This is a genomic window from Klebsiella sp. CN_Kp100 (assembly GCF_040065315.1).
GTDB classification, from domain to species: domain Bacteria; phylum Pseudomonadota; class Gammaproteobacteria; order Enterobacterales; family Enterobacteriaceae; genus Klebsiella; species Klebsiella oxytoca.
Map to the genome: position 1 here is coordinate 55,831 of NZ_JBEAIJ010000030.1, position 20,510 is coordinate 76,340.

The 20,510-nt window shown below is 56.6% G+C and carries 13 protein-coding genes; 3 read left to right on the forward strand and 10 right to left on the reverse strand.

Annotated features, from left to right (window positions below; translation table 11 throughout):
- Positions 1-185 precede the first annotated feature (185 nt).
- A complete protein-coding gene (malT, locus tag ABLV12_RS10130) occupies positions 186-2,891 on the forward strand; it encodes an HTH-type transcriptional regulator MalT (RefSeq protein ID WP_016810016.1) in 2,706 nt (901 codons plus the stop codon).
- A gap of 205 nt (positions 2,892-3,096) precedes the next feature.
- On the opposite strand, the gene rtcA is transcribed toward malT, so the two are convergent.
- A complete protein-coding gene (gene rtcA / locus ABLV12_RS10135) occupies positions 3,097-4,116 on the reverse strand; it encodes an RNA 3'-terminal phosphate cyclase (protein WP_064397849.1) in 1,020 nt (339 codons plus the stop codon).
- Between the two features lie 4 nt (positions 4,117-4,120).
- Positions 4,121-5,335 (reverse strand): RtcB family protein, encoded by a 1,215-nt coding sequence (locus ABLV12_RS10140; RefSeq protein ID WP_016810018.1) that lies wholly within the window; start codon positions 5,333-5,335, stop codon positions 4,121-4,123.
- 320 nt (positions 5,336-5,655) lie between these two features.
- Here ABLV12_RS10140 and rtcR point away from each other — a divergent pair, with 320 nt between their 5' ends.
- Positions 5,656-7,254 carry an RNA repair transcriptional activator RtcR gene (gene rtcR / locus ABLV12_RS10145; RefSeq protein WP_064397844.1) on the forward strand — a complete coding sequence of 533 codons (1,599 nt, stop codon included), beginning with the start codon at positions 5,656-5,658 and terminating at the stop codon, positions 7,252-7,254.
- Here the strand turns inward: rtcR and ABLV12_RS10150 are convergent.
- Genes ABLV12_RS10150 through glpE form a run of 3 tightly spaced genes read right to left on the reverse strand, consistent with a single transcriptional unit; the run spans position 7,236 to position 9,233 of the window.
- Positions 7,236-7,994: a DeoR/GlpR family transcriptional regulator gene (locus ABLV12_RS10150; protein WP_004106478.1), complete on the reverse strand. Its 759-nt coding sequence runs from the start codon at positions 7,992-7,994 to the stop codon at positions 7,236-7,238. The two genes, rtcR and ABLV12_RS10150, sit on opposite strands and share 19 nt — an antisense overlap.
- A 19-nt stretch (positions 7,995-8,013) precedes the next feature.
- The gene (glpG, locus tag ABLV12_RS10155; RefSeq protein WP_016810020.1) at positions 8,014-8,844 is read right to left on the reverse strand and encodes a rhomboid family intramembrane serine protease GlpG; all 831 of its coding nucleotides are present in this window, start codon (positions 8,842-8,844) and stop codon (positions 8,014-8,016) included.
- A 59-nt stretch (positions 8,845-8,903) separates the two neighbouring features.
- Positions 8,904-9,233: a thiosulfate sulfurtransferase GlpE gene (glpE, locus tag ABLV12_RS10160; protein WP_004106481.1), complete on the reverse strand. Its 330-nt coding sequence runs from the start codon at positions 9,231-9,233 to the stop codon at positions 8,904-8,906.
- 202 nt (positions 9,234-9,435) lie between these two features.
- On the opposite strand from glpE, the gene glpD reads away from it, so the two are divergent.
- Complete coding sequence (glpD, locus tag ABLV12_RS10165) at positions 9,436-10,944, forward strand: glycerol-3-phosphate dehydrogenase (RefSeq protein ID WP_064397842.1); 1,509 nt, start codon at positions 9,436-9,438, stop codon at positions 10,942-10,944.
- 53 nt (positions 10,945-10,997) lie between these two features.
- Here glpD and glgP read toward each other — a convergent pair whose 3' ends face one another.
- The 5 genes from glgP to glgB form a co-directional block, all read right to left on the reverse strand.
- A complete protein-coding gene (gene glgP / locus ABLV12_RS10170) occupies positions 10,998-13,445 on the reverse strand; it encodes a glycogen phosphorylase (RefSeq protein ID WP_004106484.1) in 2,448 nt (815 codons plus the stop codon).
- Positions 13,446-13,459: 14 nt separating this feature from the next.
- The gene (gene glgA, locus ABLV12_RS10175) at positions 13,460-14,893 is read right to left on the reverse strand and encodes a glycogen synthase GlgA (RefSeq protein WP_004106486.1); all 1,434 of its coding nucleotides are present in this window, start codon (positions 14,891-14,893) and stop codon (positions 13,460-13,462) included.
- Positions 14,893-16,188 (reverse strand): glucose-1-phosphate adenylyltransferase, encoded by a 1,296-nt coding sequence (glgC, locus tag ABLV12_RS10180; RefSeq protein WP_004106488.1) that lies wholly within the window; start codon positions 16,186-16,188, stop codon positions 14,893-14,895. The genes glgA and glgC overlap by 1 nt, the downstream gene beginning before the upstream one ends.
- An 80-nt stretch (positions 16,189-16,268) precedes the next feature.
- Positions 16,269-18,245, reverse strand: coding sequence for a glycogen debranching protein GlgX (gene glgX / locus ABLV12_RS10185; protein WP_004116020.1), 1,977 nt, complete (start codon positions 18,243-18,245; stop codon positions 16,269-16,271).
- The gene (gene glgB / locus ABLV12_RS10190) at positions 18,242-20,428 is read right to left on the reverse strand and encodes a 1,4-alpha-glucan branching enzyme (protein WP_348867024.1); all 2,187 of its coding nucleotides are present in this window, start codon (positions 20,426-20,428) and stop codon (positions 18,242-18,244) included. The genes glgX and glgB overlap by 4 nt, the downstream gene beginning before the upstream one ends.
- Positions 20,429-20,510 lie beyond the last annotated feature (82 nt).

The window sequence follows — 20,510 nt, forward strand, 5'->3', positions numbered from 1 at the left end:
GCGCACGCTGCCCTCCTTTATATCAATTTCACTCGATGTCAAAATTTGTGACATAGAGCAAATTCAAGAGCATAAAACTCGGACATAACTTGCAATAAAATTCATTATGGCCGACCTTATTGGGTATTAATTACGAAGCGCAAAAAAATTCGCAATCCCTCCCTTGCACAGCGAAATGAAGAACTATGTTGATTCCGTCTAAATTAAGTCGTCCGGTCCGCCTTGAACACACTGTGGTTCGTGAGCGATTACTGGCGAAACTTTCCGGCGCGAACAATTATCGTCTCGCGTTGGTGACCAGCCCGGCTGGATACGGTAAAACCACGCTCGTTTCTCAATGGGCGGCGGGGAAAAATGACCTTGGCTGGTTCTCGCTGGATGAAGGTGATAACCAACAGGAGCGTTTTGCCAGCTATCTCATCGCCGCCGTTCAGCAGGCGACCGGCGGCCACTGTGCAGCCAGCGAGGCCATGGTGCAAAAGCGCCAGTACGCCAGCCTGCCTTCCCTCTTCGCTCAACTGTTTATCGAACTGGCCGACTGGCAACGCCCGCTATTCCTGGTGATTGATGATTACCATCTGATCACCAACCCGGTTATTCATGATGCAATGCGCTTCTTCCTCCGCCACCAGCCGGAAAATATGACTCTGGTGGTGCTGTCGCGTAATCTGCCGCAGCTGGGTATCGCCAACCTGCGCGTACGCGATCAGCTGCTGGAAATCGGCAGCCAGCAGCTCGCTTTTACCCATCAGGAGGCCAAGCAGTTTTTCGATTGTCGTCTCAGTTCGCCTATTGAGGCCGACGACAGCAAAAGGCTGTGCGACGATGTTGCCGGCTGGGCCACCGCGCTGCAGCTGATAGCACTCTCGGCGCGCCAGAACAACACTTCCGCGCAACACTCCGCCCGTCGTCTTGCCGGTATTAATGCCAGCCATCTTTCTGACTATCTGGTCGATGAGGTGCTGGATAACGTCGATCCGCGAACGCGTAATTTCCTGCTGAAAAGCTCGCTGCTGCGCTCAATGAACGATGCGCTCATCGTCCGCGTCACCGGCGAAGAGAATGGCCAGATGCAGCTGGAGGAGATTGAACGCCAGGGGCTATTCCTGCAACGGATGGACGATTCCGGCGAATGGTTCCGTTATCATCCGCTGTTTGGTAATTTTCTGCGCCAGCGCTGTCAGTGGGAGCTGGCGGTCGAGCTGCCGGAAATTCACCGCGCGGCGGCCGAGAGCTGGATGGCGCAGGGCTTCCCGACCGAGGCTATCCATCACGCCCTGGCGGCGGGCGACGCTAAAATGCTGCGCGATATTCTGCTCAATCACGCATGGGGCATGTTTAACCATAGCGAGCTGAGCTTGCTGGAACAGTCTCTCGCCGCGCTGCCGTGGTCAAACCTGCTGGAAAATCCGCGGTTAATTCTCCTGCAGGCCTGGCTGATGCAGAGCCAGCACCGCTATAGCGAAGTGAATACCCTGCTGGCCCGCGCCGAGCAGGAGATGGATACGGAAATGGACACCGCCATGCACGGCGATTTCAACGCCCTGCGTGCCCAGGTGGCGATCAACGCCGGCGATCAGGACGAAGCCGAGCGCCTGGCGATGGTGGCACTTGATGAGCTGCCGCTGGCCAGCTACTACAGCCGAATCGTAGCGACCTCGGTACACGGCGAAGTGCTGCACTGCAAAGGCCAGCTGAGTAAATCGCTGGCGGTCATGCAGCAGACGGAACAGATGGCCCGCCGCCATGACGTCTGGCACTACGCGCTATGGAGCATGATCCAGCAAAGCGAAATCCTGTTTGCGCAAGGTTTCCTGCAGGCCGCCTGGGAAATTCAGGAAAAAGCGTTCCAGCTCATTCGCGAACAGCATCTGGAGCAGTTGCCGATGCATGAGTTTTTGCTGCGTATTCGCTCCCAGCTGCTGTGGGCATGGGCGCGGCTGGATGAAGCGGAAACCTCCGCGCGCAACGGCATGAACGTGCTTTCGTCCTACCAACCGCAGCAACAGCTGCAGTGCCTGACGCTGATGGTGCAGTGCTCGCTGGCGCGCGGCGATCTGGATAACGCCCGCAGCCATCTGAATCGCCTGGAGAATCTGCTTGGCAACGGTCATTACCATAGCGACTGGGTATCCAATGCCGATAAAGTCCGGGTGATCTACTGGCAGATGGTCGGCGATAAAGCCGCCGCGGCAAACTGGCTGCGTCAGACGCCCAAACCGGAATTCGCTAACAACCACTTCCTGCAGAGCCAGTGGCGCAATATCGCCCGCGCGCAGATCCTGCTCGGTGATTTTGATTCCGCTGAAATGGTGCTGGAAGAGCTAAACGATAACGCCCGCTCGCTGCGTCTGATGAGCGATCTCAACCGCAACCTGCTGCTGCTCAACCAGCTCTACTGGCAGGCCGGGCGTAAAAGCGAAGCGCAGAAAGCGCTACTGGAAGCGCTCACCCTCGCCAACCGCACCGGGTTTATCAATCATTTTGTGATTGAAGGAGAAGCGATGGCGCAGCAGCTGCGCCAGCTGATTCAGCTCAATACCCTGCCGGAGCTCGAGCAGCACCGCGCCCAGCGTATTCTGCGCGATATCAACCAGCATCATCGCCACAAATTCGCCCACTTTGACGAGAGCTTCGTCGAGCGGCTGCTGAACCACCCGGAAGTGCCGGAGCTCATCCGCACCAGCCCGCTAACCCAGCGCGAATGGCAGGTACTGGGACTTATCTATTCCGGCTACAGCAATGAGCAGATTGCCGGCGAGCTGGACGTTGCCGCCACTACGATTAAAACGCATATTCGCAATTTGTATCAAAAGCTGGGCGTCGCGCACCGCCAGGATGCCGTTCAGCATGCCCAGCAGTTGCTTAAAATGATGGGATATGGAGTCTAATTCCTGCGCGATCTGTGGAAAACTATTCTGTTTTACCTAAAACGCTAACGCATTGTTATGTCATTAAAAAAGGCCAGCGAAACGATCCCCTCGCCCCTTCGGGGAGAGGGTCAGGGGAAGAACATGCGCAAAACAGCCCTCATTCCGGCCTTTTCCCGAGACAGAAGAGAATCACCACTTTACGTTTCCGGCGATACCGCAAAGTTTAATCGCGAACCTGAATAAGATAGCCAATATCACTCGGTTCACAGGTAAATCGGATCGGCAGAAACCGCTCAACCACCGCGATATTGGTCAGCAAATGCGCCGATACTTCCGCGACGGTAAATGCACCTTCGCCCGCCAGCGCCAGCGGTAATATCAGCTGGTCGGCCAGATATTCCCCCACAGCCGCTTTGCTTGCCAGATAGCGTTTGACCTGCGAAGCAAGCTGTTGCGCAACCTTTTCAGCACTCACGCCTTTGGAGCCAAAAGCCATAAACAGCTCCGTAAGATGTTCGCACTCCACGGTCAGCGACAGCGTATTTCCCGGCCCGGCGCCGCCCTCCAGCACGCGAATTTTTTTATCTGCCAGCGGCAGCCAGGCTTCCAGCGCTATCACTTCGCGCTCGCCAACGTGGTAAGGAACCGCCGCCAGCAGCGCTTCTGCGGTGAGGCAATTCGTTTCACCCCGCGAAAGCAGCTGTAGCCCGCTGAGTGACGCACTCGGCGCCACTTCCGTTAGCACGGCGCCGCCCCCGGCCGGATAGAAGCCATGCTTGATCAAAGCCGTACGCTGGTTTATACCCATTTTCGCCAGCAGCGGCTCCCAGACGCGGCAAATGAAATCCGCGCTCGGGGCCGCCTGATTATGCGTGCCGCCGCTGACTTCGACGCGGGCCGGGCTATCGGCAAACCAGAGCGCCGGTAACACCGTTTGCAGCACCAGCATGCAACTGCCCGCGCTGCCGATGGCAAATTTATACGCTCCGCCGCGAATCGGCCCAGGGACAAAACGCAGCCGCTGCGAGCCCAGCTCATCGCCGCTCAACTGAGCGCTACAGATCTCGGCCGCCGCCCGTACCGCCGTGAGATGCTGGCGCAGCAGGCCCGGTTTAGCGCGACCGGCGCGGATGCCGATAATCTCAAACGGCTGGCCGGTTATCATCGACAGGCTCAGCGCCGAGCGCAAAATCTGCCCGCCGCCTTCTCCCTGCGCGCCGTCCAGCGTAATCATCCTTTTCATTACATTATCCTTTCACGCATACCACCTGACGCAGGGTATGCACAATTTCCACCAGATCGGACTGCGCGGCCATCACCGCGTCAATGTCCTTATAGGCCATCGGGATCTCGTCGATGACGTTTGCATCTTTACGGCATTCTACATGCGCGGTGGCGCGAATCTGATCCTCTACGCTAAACAGCTTTTTCGCTTTGGTACGGCTCATCACGCGTCCGGCGCCGTGGCTGCATGAACAGAACGACTCCGGGTTACCGAGTCCTCGAACAATAAAGCTTTTCGCGCCCATCGATCCCGGAATAATCCCGTACTGACCGCGCCGGGCGGATACCGCCCCCTTACGGGTAACGTAAATCTCCTTCCCAAAATGCTGCTCTTTTTGCACATAGTTATGGTGGCAGTTAATCGCCTCGCTCACCAGCGTAAAGGGCTTGTCGATGGTTTTACGCAGCGCCAGCAGCACGTTTTCCAGCATCGCTTCACGGTTGGCGCGCGCATAATCCTGGGCCCAGCTCACCGCCCGAACGTAATCCACGAAATGCTCGCTGCCTTCAGAGAAATAAGCCAGATCGCGCGAGGGCAAGTTCGCAATATGCTGCTCCATATCTTTTTGCGCCATTTCAATAAAATAGGTGCCTATGGCGTTACCAATTCCGCGTGAACCGGAGTGCAACATCACCCAAACCTGCTGCGCCTCATCGAGGCAAATTTCAATAAAGTGGTTACCGGTTCCCAGCGTTCCCAGGTGCTTGTAGTTATTGGTGTTAAGGAAGCGCGGATATTTACTGGTTAGCCATTGAAACTCCGCATGCAGCGTTGACCAGTGCGCGTCAACGTTAGCCGGTGGATTTTCCCATGCCCCCGCGTCACGACGGCCCCGCCCGGTCGTCCGTCCGTGCGGCACGGCGGCTTCAATCGCACTACGCAATTCAGCAAGGTTATCCGGAAGATCCGCCGCCGTTAAGCTGGTGCGCAGCGCATTCATTCCGCAGCCGATATCCACGCCAACCGCAGCCGGAATAATCGCACCGAGAGTGGGGATCACGCTTCCGATTGTCGATCCTTTACCAAGGTGCACATCGGGCATAACGGCAACATGGTTGAAAATAAACGGCATCTTTGCCGTGTTAATCAACTGCTGGCGCGCTTCGTCTTCCACGGGTACGCCCTTGGTCCACATTTTCACCGGGGCGTTCTGGGTGGCCATCAATTCATAATTCATTGTCTTTTCTCATTTTATTAATAGGGCGGCGACAAGTTGTGAAGCATCTTAACGCCGGCTTAACCGGAGCCGCATCATGAGAACTTGCCGGCGCGTTATAACGGCGGAACGGAACTGAAGTAGATTAGCCATCTGATTTCCTGGTTCCGTTATTCTCCATGACAGTGTCTTTGCAACCTGCGTGCCAGATTATAAAAATAAAATTATTTGTTTGATTTTTATGATTTATTTATTTTTTCCCGCGCTTCATTCAAAAAGACACTGCGTGCGGGAAGCGAAAATACGATAATTAAATATCGTCTTTTATAAGGAAATCTAAGATGCGCAAAACGGTAGCCTTTGGTTTTGTCGGTACGGTACTGGATTACGTTGGCCGCGGCAGCCAGCGCTGGGAGAAATGGCGGCCAACCTTATGCCTGTGTCAGCAGGAAACACTGGTTGTTCATCGCCTTGAGCTGCTTTACGACGCCCATTCGCGCGGCTTGTTTGAGACCTTAAAGCAGGATATCGCCAGCGTATCGCCGGAAACGGAGGTCGTCGGCGTTGAGATGGCCATCCGCAATCCATGGGATTTCGAGGAGGTTTACGCCTGCCTGCACGATTTTGCCCGCAGCCACCGGTTCCATCCTGAAGATGAAGACTATCTGATACACATCACCACCGGCACTCACGTGGCGCAGATCTGCTGGTTCCTGCTGGCCGAAGCGCGCTATCTCCCGGCGCGACTGGCGCAAACCTCCCCGCCGCGGAAAAAAGACAAGCCCCATACCCCGGGCGGCGTGACGATCATTGACCTCGACCTCAGCCGCTATAACGCTATCGCCAGCCGCTTCGCCCAGGAACGGGAAGAGACGCTTAACTTTTTGAAATCCGGTATCGAGACCCGTAACCCGCGCTTCAACCGCACGATCGAGAATATTGAGCGCGTCGCTATCCGCTCCCGTTCGCCGATTTTGCTGAACGGCCCCACCGGTGCAGGTAAATCATTTCTTGCCCGCCGCATTTATGAGTTAAAGCTGGCGCGCCATCAGTTTAACGGTCCGCTCGTCGAGGTGAACTGCGCCACCCTGCGCGGTGATACCGCAATGTCGACGCTGTTTGGCCATGTCAAAGGCGCTTTTACCGGCGCAAGGGAAGAACGGGCTGGCCTGCTGCGCAGCGCTAACGGCGGGATGCTTTTCCTGGATGAGATTGGCGAGCTGGGCGCAGATGAACAAGCGATGCTGTTGAAGGCCATTGAGGAAAAACGCTTCTATCCTTTCGGCAGCGACCAGCAGGTCAGCAGCGATTTTCAGCTCATCGCCGGCACCGTGCGCGATTTGCGCCAGCGGGTTGCGCAGGGCCAGTTCCGCGAAGATCTCTACGCACGTATTAATTTGTGGACCTTTGAACTGCCCGGTCTGCGTCAGCGCCAGGAAGATATCGAACCCAATCTCGAGTATGAAATGGAGCGTCACGCCGCGCTAACCGGCGACAGCGTGCGCTTTAATACCGAAGCGCGCCGCGCGTGGCTGACGTTCGCCACCTCGCCCCAGGCGGCGTGGAGCGGCAACTTCCGCGAACTCTCCGCCAGCGTGACCCGCATGGCGACCCTGGCGGAAAACGGTCGCATCACGGTAAGCACGGTGGAGGATGAGATTGAACGGCTGCGCTACAGCTGGAACGATCGCCGCCCCTCAGCGCTCGACGCGCTACTGGGGGCGGAGGTGGAAAATCTTGACCTCTTTGACCGCCTGCATCTACAAAACGTCATTGCCGTATGCCAGCAGGCAACAACGATTTCCGATGCCGGACGCCAGCTCTTTAACGTTTCACGCCTCGGCAAAGCAACGGTCAACGACGCGGATCGGCTGCGCAAGTATCTGGCGCGCTTTGGCCTGAACTGGGAAATGCTAAAGGATCAGCACAGCTCCAGCTGAAGGTTGTTATCGGTAATCACCTTCAGTACTCCTGCGGGCGGCATCACATCAGTATAGACCGCATCAACCATGCTGATGCTGCCCATATTCACCATCGCATTGCGGCCGAATTTGGAATGATCAACCACCAGCATTACGTGGCGGGAGTTTTCAATAATCGCCCGTTTGGTGCGCACTTCGTGGTAGTCAAACTCCAGCAGCGAGCCATCGCTGTCGATGCCGCTGATGCCAAGAATGCCAAAATCGAGTCGGAACTGAGAGATAAAGTCGAGCGTGGCCTCACCGATAATACCGCCATCCCGGCTGCGCAGCTCGCCGCCGGCCAGAATGATGCGGAAATCCTCTTTCACCATAAGCGTATTGGCGACGTTGAGATTATTGGTGACGATGCGCAAATCGTTATGGTTAAGCAGCGCATGAGCCACCGCTTCCGGCGTGGTGCCAATATCGATAAACAGCGTCGCGCCATCGGGAATTTCACTCGCGACCTTACGGGCGATGCGCTCTTTTTCCTGGGTCTGGGTCGACTTCCTGTCGTGCCAGGAAGTATTCACCGAACTGGAAGGTAGCGCAGCGCCGCCGTGGTGGCGCAGAATCATTTTCTGATCGGCTAAATCATTCAGGTCGCGGCGAATGGTCTGCGGGCTGACGGCAAACTGTTCGACCAGTTCTTCGGTACTGACGTATCCCTGTTTTTTTACCAGCTCGATAATCGCGTCATGACGTTGTGTTTGTTTCATGAAATATCCCTGGGAATCTCTACGTTCGTTTTCGCACATTCTGCGTATCAACAAACGCCATCGCCAGCCCGGTCACCAGACCAGCCACGTGCGCACCGTTCGCAATCGACATGCCGAAAACATCAAACCATCCAGCAACTAACCATACTAAGGAGAAGAGTATCAAGCCGCGCTGTAAATAAACGCCGCTCTGCGGATCGCGCTCGCCCCGTAGCCAGACATAGCCCATTAGCGCATAGACTACGCCGGAGAGTCCGCCAAACCACGGGCCGCTGAACTGATGCTGCACAAAGCCGCTCAGCAAAGCGGCGATCACCGTAATCACCACCAGCTTGCCGCTGCCGATTCGCTTTTCTACCGCCCCGCCGAGGTACCACCACCATAGCAGGTTGAACAGAATATGCATCAGCGAGAAGTGCATAAGGGCATGGCTAAAGTAGCGCCAGACTTCAAATTTCAGCGAAGGATCGTAGGGCCAGGCCAGCAGCATCATGACCGGTTGATCGCCAATGACCGATTGCAGGACAAAGACGGCGATGCAGGCGAAGAGAACGCTCCAGGTAACCGGCCCGGCGTTGTGGCGAAGCGTCGCTAAAAAAGGGAATCGCTGGTAGTGCAGCCCGCTATTGGTGTGCCCCGACTGCCAGCTGGCGGCCAGGTAGCGCGGATCGGCTGGATTTTCAAGAAATCGGGCCAGTTCGGCCTGCACGCGCGCGGCCTGGCTCTCGTCAGCCAGCCAGATATCGCTCTGCGTATGCTGCTGAATAGTCAAAATAATTCCCTGCGTCGCCATATAGTCGACAAACGCCTGGGCCACGCGCGGGTTGGCAAAAGAGGTAATCATTAACATGCAGCGGTTCGCTTATTCCACACAAAGGGGGATATTATAGCCACAACCTGCGCTAACGCCTAAACTGCGCCATGCGCGACTTCCGCCGGAAAATGCCGGTGCCAGGCATCAAACCCGCCGTCCACGCTGTACACCTTGTCGTAACCCTGCTGCAGCAGATACTGCGCAGCGCCCTTGCTGCTATTGCCGTGATAGCACATCACCATGACCGCCGTATCAAAGTCGTTGTCGCGCATGAACGCGCCCAGCGTATCGTTGGTCAGATGAAACGCGCCCGGCGTATGGCCCATCGCGAAGCTTTGCGGGTCGCGGATATCCACCAGCACCGCCGTCTGCTGATGCATTTTCTGGTGGGCTTCTTCTACGTTAATACATTCAAAGTGATCCATAAGCTCTCTTTTTTTCTACAGGCAGGCGACGAAACGCCCCGAATTTTAGCGCCTAGTGTACAGCCTGGCGCGAAATAAACGCCAATATGTTACACGCATCACTCTGAAATGTTTTTTTGATGTTACCAATAGCGCGATTGTTTGCTATATTGAGCGATATCGAACATTTGTGAGCTTAAACGAAAGTGTAAGAGGTAGCAGCGTGGAAACCAAAGATCTGATTGTGATAGGGGGAGGCATCAACGGTGCCGGTATCGCGGCAGACGCCGCAGGGCGTGGTTTATCCGTGCTGATGCTGGAGGCGCGCGATCTGGCCTGCGCGACATCCAGCGCCAGCTCAAAGCTGATTCACGGCGGGCTGCGCTACCTCGAACACTATGAATTCCGCCTGGTGAGCGAAGCGCTGGCCGAGCGTGAAGTGTTATTAAAAATGGCCCCGCATATCGCCTTCCCGATGCGTTTTCGCTTACCGCATCGCCCGCACCTGCGTCCGGCGTGGATGATCCGCATTGGCCTGTTTATGTACGACCATCTCGGTAAGCGTACCAGCCTGCCTGGATCAACCGGTTTGCGTTTTGGTACAGAATCAGTACTTAAACCTGAAATCGTGCGCGGTTTCGAATATTCCGACTGCTGGGTCGACGATGCGCGCATGGTGCTGGCCAATGCCCAGATGGTTGTGCGTAAAGGTGGAGAAGTACGCACGCGCACCCGCGCCATTTCAGCAAAACGTGAAAACGGTTTGTGGATTGTCGAAGCGGAAGATATTGATAGCGGTGAAAAGTTCACCTGGCAGGCGCGCGGTCTGGTTAACGCGACCGGCCCGTGGGTCAAACAGTTCTTCGACGAGGGGATGCACCTGCGTTCTCCGTACGGTATCCGCTTGATTAAAGGCAGTCATATCGTCGTACCGCGCGTACATACGCAGAAGCAGGCCTATATCCTGCAAAATGAAGATAAACGCATTGTCTTTGTGATCCCGTGGATGGACGAGTTCTCCATCATCGGCACCACCGACGTCGAATATAAAGGCGATCCAAAAGCGGTGGCGATCGATGACAAAGAGGTTAACTATCTGCTGAACGTCTATAACGCTCACTTTAAAAAACAACTCACCCGGGACGATATTGTCTGGACCTACTCGGGCGTGCGCCCGCTGTGCGATGATGAATCTGATTCACCGCAGGCGATCACCCGCGACTACACCCTCGATATTCATGATGAGAACGGCCAGGCGCCGCTGCTATCGGTCTTCGGCGGTAAGCTCACCACCTACCGTAAGCTGGCCGAACACGCGCTGGAGAAACTGACGCCTTACTACAAAGGCATTGGCCCGGCATGGACCAAAACCGCGGTGCTGCCCGGCGGCGATATCGGCGGCGACCGTGATGACTATGCGGCTAAGCTGCGCCGCCGCTTCCCGTTTATCAGTGAATCGATGGCCCGCCATTACGCCCGCACCTACGGCAGCAACAGCGAGTTGATCCTTGATAAGGCGACCTCGCTGGACGATCTGGGCGAACATTTCGGTCATGAGTTTTTTGAAGCCGAACTGCGCTATCTGGTTGAGCACGAATGGGTTCGTTCACTGGATGACGCTATCTGGCGGCGGACCAAGCAGGGCATGTGGCTCACGGAGGAACAGCAGGCGCGCATTAGCGAATGGCTGGCGCAGCACGCGGGAAAGTCTGAGCTGTCGCTGGCGTTGTAACAGCGTAAATAGTAACGGGGCCCGTAGGCCCCGTTTTTTTTATGGCAACCCCGTTACAGCCTTACCGGATCGATATGCCAGATATGGTCGGCATACTCTTTAATCGTGCGATCGGACGAGAAGTAACCCATATTAGCGATATTCAGCATCGCTTTATTGGCCCACTCCTCCGGATGACGGTACAGCTCATCCACCTTATCCTGACAATCCACGTAGCTACGGTAATCCGCCAGAACCTGATAGTGGTCGCCGAAGTTAATCAGCGAATCCAGCAGGTCGCGGTAACGTCCCGGTTCAGATGGACTAAACAGGCCGGTGCCAATCTGCGTCAGCGCCTGGTGCAGCTCTTCATCCTGCTCGTAGTAATCACGCGGTTTATAGCCATTGGCCCGCAGGGCTTCAACTTGTTCCGCCGTATTACCGAAGATAAAGAAATTATCCGCCCCAACGTGCTCCTGCATCTCAACGTTAGCGCCATCCAGAGTACCAATGGTTAACGCGCCGTTAAGCGCGAACTTCATGTTGCTGGTACCGGACGCCTCCGTCCCTGCCAGAGAGATCTGCTCGGAGAGATCCGCCGCCGGAATGATCAGCTGCGCGAGGCTAACGCTGTAGTTAGGAATAAACACCACTTTCAGCTTATCGCCAACTTCCGGATCGTTATTCACTACCGCCGCGACATCATTAATTAAATGAATAATATGCTTCGCCATATAGTAAGCCGAAGCCGCTTTTCCGGCGAAAATATTCACTCGCGGTACCCACTCAGCGTCAGGATCGGCTTTGATGCGATTGTAGCGAGTGATCACATGCAGCACGTTCATCAACTGACGTTTGTACTCGTGAATACGCTTGATCTGCACATCAAACAGAGCCTTCGGGTTGACGACCACGTTAAGCTGCTGGCCGATGTAGTTCGCCAGCCGCTGCTTGTTTTCCAGCTTGGCCTGGCGTACCGCCTGATTGACCTTCGGATAGTCGATATGCTGCTCCAGCTCCTTCAGCTGACTTAAATCCGTGCGCCAGGTATGACCGATATTTTCATCCAGCACTTTTGACAACGGCGGATTCGCCAGCGCCAGCCAGCGGCGCGGAGTCACGCCATTCGTGACGTTGGTGAAGCGCATCGGAAAAATTTTGGCAAATTCGGCAAACAGCGACTCAACCATCAGCCGGGAGTGCAGCTCCGACACGCCGTTGACCTTGTGGCTTACCACCACCGCCAGCCACGCCATACGGACGCGACGCCCGTTAGACTCGTCGATAATCGACGTACGACCCAGCATCGCCGTATCGTTGGGATACTGCTCCTGCAGGGTCTTCAGGAAGTAGTCATTAATCTCGAAAATAATCTGCAAATGACGCGGCAGAATTTTACCCAGCATGTCGACGGGCCAGGTCTCCAGCGCTTCGCTCATCAGGGTATGGTTGGTATAAGAGAAGACCTGGCAGGTTACCTCGAACGCCTCATCCCAGCTGAACTTATGCTCGTCAATCAGCAGGCGCATCAGCTCCGGAATCGACAGCACCGGGTGCGTGTCATTGAGATGAATCGCTATTTTATCCGCCAGATTGGCGTAGGTTTTATGCAGCTGGTAGTGGCGGCTGAGGATATCTTGTACCGTCGCCGACACGAGGAAATACTCCTGGCGCAGGCGCAGCTCGCGCCCGGAATAGGTGGAGTCATCCGGATAAAGTACCCGCGACACGTTCTCGGAGTGGTTTTTATCTTCCACCGCCGCGAAGTAGTCGCCCTGATTAAATTTACCGAGGTTAATCTCGCTGCTGGCCTGCGCGCTCCACAGACGCAGCGTATTGGTGGCGTCGGTATCAAAACCCGGGATAATCTGATCGTAGGCTTCAGCAATAATCTCTTCGGTTTCCACCCAGCGTGAATGTTTACCTTCCTGCTGAATGCGGCCGCCGAAACGCACTTTATAGCGCGTATTGTGGCGCTCAAATTCCCACGGGTTACCATACTCCAGCCAGTAATCCGGGGACTCTTTCTGCCGCCCATCGACGATGTTTTGCTTAAACATGCCGTAGTCGTAGCGAATACCGTAGCCACGGCCCGGTAAACCCAGCGCCGCCAGCGAGTCAAGGAAGCAGGCGGCCAGACGCCCCAGGCCGCCGTTGCCCAGGCCCGGGTCATTCTCTTCATCAATCAGCTCTTCAAGATTCAGCCCCATCTCTTCCAGCGCGCTATTCACATCTTCATAAATACCTAGCGATAACAGCGCGTTGGATAAAGTACGGCCAATCAAAAATTCCATCGACAGATAGTATACCTGGCGCACCTCCTGAGAGAGCTGCGCCCGGTTTGAACGTAGCCAGCGCTCAACCATGCGATCGCGAACGGCGAACAGCGTAGCATTAAGCCATTCATGCTTGTTCGCGATAGCCGGATCTTTACCGATAATAAACATCAGTTTATAAGCAATAGAGTGCTTTAACGCCTCAACGCTCAGGGTGGGTGATGAGTAGCTAAAAGGTACATTCATAGCTTTGCTCCTGGTTACAGCAAGCGTTGATAAAGTTCGCGGTAAGAGTTTGCGGCAACCTGCCAGCTAAAATCCATATTCATCGCCTGGCGCTGGACGTAACGCCAGAGCGATGGGCGCGACCACAGGACGAACGTGCGTCGAATGGCCCGCAGCAGCGACACAGCGTTGCTATCTTCAAAAACAAAGCCGGTAGCCAGACCGTCGGCGAGATTCTCCAGCGAGCAGTCGGAAACGGTGTCTGCCAGACCGCCGGTGCGCCGCACCAGCGGTAGCGTGCCGTACTTCAGGCCGTACAGCTGGGTCAAGCCGCACGGTTCAAAACGGCTGGGCACCAGAATCACATCGGCGCCGCCCATAATACGGTGAGAGAATGCCTCATGGTAGCCAATCTGAACGCCGACTTTGCCCGGATGCTCGGCCGCAGCGGCCAGGAAGCCCTCCTGCAGTACCGGATCGCCAGCCCCCAGCAGCGCCAGCTGACCGCCCTGCTCCAGCAGGCCCGGCAGCGCCTCCAGCACCAGGTCCAACCCTTTCTGGCTGGTCAAACGGCTAACCACGGCAAACAGCGGCGCTTTATCATCCACCTTCAGCCCCATGGCGATTTGCAGCTGACGTTTGTTCTCAGCCTTCTCTTCCAGCCGATCGCGGTCATAGCGCGCGGCCAGCAGCAGGTCGCTTTCCGGATTCCAGATATGATCATCCACTCCGTTGAGGATCCCCGAAAGGCGGCCCTCATGCTGTCGCTGGCGCAGCAGCCCTTCCATCCCGTAAGCGAACTGCGGCTCGGTGATTTCGCGGGCATAGGTTGGACTAACCGCCGTAATATGGTCGGCGTAGTAAAGACCCGCCTTCAGGAAGGAGATCTGACCGTTAAATTCGAGGCCATGAACGTTATAGAACGACCAGGGCAGCTCAATGTCGTTCATATGCCACGAGTAGAACATCCCCTGATAGGCCAGGTTATGCACCGTAAAGACTGACTTCGCCGGGTGGCCGCGCGCCGCCAGATAGGCAGGGGTCAGCCCCGCATGCCAGTCGTGGGCGTGAACAACATCGGGACGCCAGAAAGGATCCAGGCCGCAGGCCATCTCGCTGCCTACCCAGCCCAGCAGCGCGAAGCGCAGCACGTTGTCGGTATAGGCATGCTGATTGGTATCGTGGTAAGGGCTCCCCGGACGATCGTAGAGATGCGGGGCATCAATCAGATAGATGCCCACGCCGTTAAAGTGGCCGAACAGTAAAGTGATACGCCCGGCAAACGTCTCCCGGCGCGTTACCACCTGCGCATCCGTCACGCCGCGGCGGATATCAGGAAACGCGGGCAACAGTACGCGCGTGTCAACGCCCCCGGCAATTTGCGCTGCAGGCAGCGCGCCGATCACATCCGCCAGTCCACCGGTTTTTAACAGCGGGAACATCTCTGAACATACATGTAATACCTGCATTAGCGCTCCTGTGGGTACCCCAATTTCCGCAGCATGTCGCGGGTGACCAGCACGATACCTTCCTCCGAGCGGTAGAAACGGCGTGCATCCTCTTCCGCGTTCTCACCAACAACCATACCTTCCGGTATCACGCAGGCACGGTCAATAATGCAGCGACGCAGGCGGCATGAACGGCCAACCCAAACCTCTGGCAGCAAGACTGCCGAATCAATATTACAGAATGAATTCACCCGCACGCGCGGGAACAGCACCGACTGCACAACCACCGAACCGGAGATGATACAGCCGCCGGAGACCAGCGAGTTGAGGGTCATCCCGTGGCTACCCGAGCGGTCCTGAACGAATTTCGCCGGAGGCAGAGGCTCCATATGGGTGCGAATCGGCCAGTTCTGATCGTACATATCCAGTTCCGGGGTCACCGAAGCCAGATCGAGGTTGGCTTTCCAGTACGCTTCCAGGGTCCCGACATCCCGCCAATAGGGCTCAGACTGCGGATCGGACTGCACGCAGGAAAGCGGGAAAGGATGTGCATAAGCCATGCCAGCTTTGGTGATTTTCGGAATGATGTCTTTACCAAAATCGTGGCTGGAGCTTTCATCGCTGTCGTCTTCTTCCAGAAGCTCATAAAGGTAATCCGCGTCAAAGACATAGATACCCATACTCGCCAGCGATTTGCTCGCATCGCCCGGCATCGCCGGAGGGTTAGCCGGTTTTTCGACGAAATCGATAATCTTATCGCTCTCGTCCACCGCCATTACGCCGAACGCCCGTGCTTCTTCAATAGGCACCGGCATACAGGCAACGGTGCAACGCGCGCCTTTTTCGACATGGTCGATAAGCATCCGCGAGTAGTCTTGTTTGTAGATATGGTCGCCGGCGAGGATGACGACATACTCCGCCTTGTAGCGACGAATGATGTCGAGGTTCTGCGTCACCGCGTCCGCGGTGCCGCGATACCAGTTTTCTCCCTGCATCCTTTGCTGGGCGGGCAGCAGGTCAACAAATTCGTTCATCTCTTCATTGAAAAAAGACCAGCCGCGCTGAATATGCTGCACCAGAGTATGCGATTGATACTGGGTGATGACGCCGATACGACGAATACCTGAGTTAATACAGTTAGATAACGCAAAATCGATAATACGGAACTTGCCGCCGAAATGGACAGCAGGTTTCGCGCGTTTATTGGTCAGATCCTTCAGACGGGTACCACGTCCCCCGGCAAGGATCAGCGCAACGGATTTGATCGGCAACTGACGCGCCAGCATCAATGGATCGTTCTTTTCTACCCCAACCATAATTAACTCCTTTTTTACTCCCCAGCTTGCCTGCCCTTCTCGTCGCGCCGCCGCTTCGAGACCAACCGGAAGCCCCGAGGTTACGACCTTTGAAATACGCACACTCCGTGCGCGGGCCCATGCCAGACAGCCATAGTGACCGGATTATCCTCTCCGGCGAAAGGTGGAATGGCGCGCCATTCCCCCGCGGGTAAAACCATCTCTGCCACCTCGGCGGTGGCGTTCAGCGCCATCAGCCAGCGATCGGACAATAGGATCTGCATGCGCGGCGCACCGTGCTGCCATTCATCAGCGGACAGCGGCTGAGCATGTTGGTTTAACCAGCGAACGCTGCCGTCTCCCTCCTGCCACCAGCGATTATCGGTTAAAGCCGAAATACGCTGGCGCAGATGAATCAACGCGGCGGTGAACGCGGTCAGCCCGCGGTTAGTATGGTTCCAGTCCAGCCAGGTCAACGCATTGTCCTGACAGTAAGCATTGTTGTTACCATGCTGGCTGTGACCGTGTTCGTCACCCGCCAGCAGCATCGGCGTTCCCTGCGCCAGCAGTAGCGTCGCCAGAAGAGCGTGAACGCTGGCACGGCGCCGCTCAATGACGGCAAGACTCCCTTCTAATCCTTCTATACCATGATTGTTGCTGTAGTTATTGTTAGTCCCATCGCGATTCTCCTCCCCGTTTGCCTCATTGTGTTTCTGATTGAAACAAACGCAGTCGCGCAGGGTGAAACCATCGTGCGCGGTGACCAGATTAATCGCCGCCGACGGCGCTCTGCCGTTACGCTGGAAAACGTCGCTCGATGCGGCAAAACGCAGCGCGAAGTCGCCCAGCGAGACGTTCTGCTGTAGCCAGAATCGACGTGCGGTATCGCGGAAATGGTCGTTCCATTCAGCAAACAACGGCGGAAAGTTACCGACCTGGTAGCCCCCGGGACCGATATCCCAGGGCTCGGCAATCAGCTTCACTTCCGCCAGCCGCGGATCGTTACGAATGGCCTCAAACAGCGGCGCATCCTGACGAAACTCCGGCGTCCGCCCCATTACCGAGGCGAGGTCGAAACGAAAACCGTCGACGTGGCACTCATCGACCCAAAAGCGCAGACACTGGCGCGCATACTCCACCACCCCGGGATGGCTGAGGTTGAGGGTGTTCCCGCAGCCGGTCCAGTTGTGGTAATCACCGTCTTCCCTGATCCAATAATAGCTACGGTTGTCGATTCCGCGCAGGGAGAAGGTCGGCCCTTCCAGGTCTATCTCCGCGCTATGGTTCAGCACCACGTCAAGGATCACTTCAATACCTGCCGCGTGCAGCGCTTTTACCGCATCGCGAAATTCGTTTAACGCCTGCTCCGGCGCGCTGGCGTAGCGCGTATCGAGGGCAAAAATCGCCAGCGGGTTGTAGCCCCAATAGTTGCTTAACCCCATCCTCTGCAGACGCGGTTCGCTGGCGAACTGCGCCACCGGCATTAACTCTAGTGCAGTAATGCCGAGCGTGCGGAAGTATTCGATCATCACCGGATGACCCAGCGCTTTGTAGGTGCCGCGGATCTCTTCCGGCAGCTCAGGGTGCAGCCAGGTCAGCCCCTTGACGTGGGCTTCATAAATCACCGTCTGGCCCCACGGCGTGCGCGGCGGCTTATCGCCTCGCCAGTCATAATGGAGGTCGATTACCCGCGACTTCGGCGCTATTGCCGCGCTATCGCGGTTATCGGGAACGCTATCGCCGCCGTGAAGTCGCTCGTCGTCAGGCAGTCCGCCATCCACCTGGTGGCAGCAGGGATCGAGCAGCAGCTTTGCCGGATTGAAACGGTGCCCCTGCGCCGGGTCCCAGGGGCCGTGGACGCGGTAGCCGTAGCGCAGACCTGGCCCGACATCGGCGAGCCAGCCGTGCCAGATATCGCCGCTGCGTGCGGGCAGGTCGACTCGCCGCTCATTGCCCTGCTCGTCAAACACGCAGAGTTCCACCCGCTCCGCATGGGCGGAAAAGAGCGCGAAATTCACGCCCTTACCGTCGTAGCTGGCCCCTAAAGGCGCGGGCTTTCCTGCCGTGAGTGCGATCATTGCGCCTCCCGCACCAGCCATACCGTCGCCAGCGGCGGCAGCGTAATGGAGAGCGAGTGTTCACGACCGTGGCTGGCGATCGGGTCGCTCTCGACGACGCCGCCGTTGCCGGTATTGCTACCGTGGTAGTGCATAGAGTCGGTGTTCAGCTCTTCACGCCAGCGGCCAGGCTGGTTGATGCCAAAGCGATACTCATGGCGCGGCACTGGCGTGAAGTTGCTGGCGACGATAATTTCGTTACCCGCCCTGTCGCGACGAACAAAGATAAAGACCGAGCGCTCGTGGTCGTCCACCACCAGCCATTCAAATCCGTAGGGGTCAAAATCCAGTTCATGCAGCGCTTTATGGTGGCGATAAGTATGGTTGAGGTCGCGCACCAGCCGCTGAACGCCGTGGTGCCAGTTATCGCCGCCTTCCAGCAGATGCCAGTCGAGGCTTGTATCGTGGTTCCACTCTCGCCCTTGAGCAAACTCATTGCCCATAAACAGGAGCTTTTTACCCGGGAAGGCAAACAGCCAGCCGTAGTACGTGCGCAGGTTAGCGAACTTCTGCCAGGCATCGCCCGGCATACGGTCGAGTATCGATTTTTTGCCGTGCACGACCTCATCATGAGAGAGCGGCAGGACAAAGTTTTCGGTGTAGTTGTAGAGCATACCGAAGGTCATCTTGTCGTGATGATGTCGGCGATGCACCGGGTCCAGCTTCATATAGTCGAGGGTGTCGTGCATCCAGCCAAGGTTCCACTTGAACCAGAAGCCGAGCCCGCCGGTGGAGGAAGGACGAGACACGCCGGGGAAATCGGTCGACTCTTCCGCCATCGTCACCGCGCCCGGCGTCTGCTCGCCCAGCACGCGGTTGGTATTGCGCAGAAACTCAATGGCTTCAAGGTTTTCCCGACCGCCGAATTCGTTCGGCACCCACTCGCCCTGTTTGCGGCTATAGTCGCGATAAATCATTGATGCCACCGCATCAACCCGCAGCGCGTCAATGCCGAAGCGTTCGATCCAGTACAGCGCATTGCCGACCAGATAATTACTGACCTCGCGACGACCGTAGTTGTAAATCAGGGTGTTCCAGTCCTGGTGGTAGCCTTCGCGCGGGTCGCTATGTTCATACAACGAGGTGCCGTCAAACGAGGCGAGCGCAAAATCATCCGCCGGAAAATGGCCGGGTACCCAGTCCAGAATCACATTCAGGCCCGCAGCGTGCGCGGCGTTGACAAAGTAGAGGAAATCCTCCCGGGTGCCGAAGCGACGGGTTGGCGCATATAGCCCGGTTGGCTGATAGCCCCAGCTGCCGTCAAACGGATGCTCATTAACCGGTAGTAGTTCAAGATGGGTGAAGCCCATCCATTTGGCATAAGGCACCAGCTGGTCGGCAAGCTCGCGGTAGCTCAGCCAGAAGTTATTATCGGTATGGCGACGCCAGGAGCCGAGGTGCACCTCATAAATCGAGATTGGCGCATCAAACTGGTTAGCCAGCTTGCGCTCCGGCGGCTGCTGGACCTTTTCCGGCAGCCCGCAGATGAGCGAGGCGCTATCCGGGCGCATCTGCGCTTCAAAAGCGTAAGGGTCGGACTTCACCCGCAGGTTGCCGTGGGCATCAATCAGCTCGAATTTATACAGCTGGCCGTTCAGCGCGCCGGGAACGAACAGCTCCCAGATGCCGGACTCTTTACGCAGGCGCATCGGGTGGCGGCGACCATCCCAGTAGTTAAACTGGCCGACGACCGACACCCGACGGGCGTTAGGCGCCCAGACCGAGAAACGCGTGCCGACCACGCCGTCCATAGTATCGGCATGCGCGCCCAACGTTTCATACGGACGCAGGTGCGTGCCTTCCGACAGCAGCCAGACATCCAGATCCTGCAGCAGCGGGCCAAAACGATACGGGTCATCGATCAGATTCTGCTGCCCGTGCCAGGTGACAGCCAACTGATAACGAAAAGGATTTTTACGACGCGGCAGAACGCCGCTAAAGAAACCGCGCGAGTCGAGGCATTCCAGCTTGCCGACTTTGCGTCCGGTTTTTGGTTCAATGACCCACACTTCGGTGGCATCGGGTAATAATGCACGAACTTCCAGCCCGGCGTCGGTGTAATGCATGCCAAGCACGGAAAAAGGATCCGCAAAATGGCCGGCGATAAGCGCATTAATCACGTCCTTATCGATACGATTAGACATGGTTTCATCCTGTTGTAGGTGTCGCCCTTTCCTGTATCTGGCGACTTTTTTTTGACCTGAACGGCGCAGCACGTTACGCGTC